This window comes from Streptomyces antioxidans (assembly GCF_000968685.2).
GTDB classification, from domain to species: Bacteria; Actinomycetota; Actinomycetes; order Streptomycetales; family Streptomycetaceae; genus Streptomyces; species Streptomyces antioxidans.
In genome coordinates, this window is the sequence record NZ_LAKD02000093.1 from 1 (window position 1) to 771 (window position 771).

The following is a 771-nucleotide window of genomic DNA, read 5'->3' on the forward strand; positions in this document are numbered from 1 at the left end:
CCGAAGACACCCGAGGCGCGCAGCGCGACCTGATCCTCACCCGAGCCACCGGCCCCGGCCAGCACACCCGCCAGCCGACCCAACGCACGCTCATCCACCGACTCCGGCAGATCGACCAAACCACCCCACCGCTCCGGCAGCTCCAACGCCGCCACCCGGCCAAACCCCCACACCAACGCCTGACCAGGCACCACCACACCATCCGAACGCCCCACCGACACCCCACCCCGCGTCGCCACCCACAACGACCCACCCACACCCACATCACCCAACGCCTGCACCAACACAGCCGTACCCAACAACCCCAACTCCGGGTCACCCCCAACCGCCAGCAGCGAAAACACCCCCGCCACCGAACCATCGCCCACCGCCCTACGCAGCTCCTCCGCAACCCCCCCACGACCCACCGCACCCAACTCGACCACACGCACATCCACACCACACCCAGCCAACATCCCCACCACACCCCTGGCCCAGCCACCCCCAGCCTCACCCGCCCGAACCACCACCAACCAACAACCACCCAACACCCCAGCAGCCAACCGACCGGCCACCGGCTTCCACATCACCCCATAACGCCAGCCATCCACCACCGAACGCACCGACTCCTGCCGCCGCCACGACGACAACGCAGGCAACACCTCACCCAGCGAAACCCCCGGATCCACCGCCAACTCCGCCGCCAACGCGGCCACATCCCCACGCTCCACCACATCCCAAAACCGCCCATCAACCACACCACCCGGCGCCACCCCCAACACCGCCGGGGCC

At 69.1% G+C, this 771-nt stretch carries 1 pseudogene; it reads right to left on the reverse strand.

The window, feature by feature from the left end:
• Positions 1–695: pseudogene (locus VT50_RS28775) on the reverse strand (polyketide synthase); the annotation flags it as partial.
• Positions 696–771 lie beyond the last annotated feature (76 nt).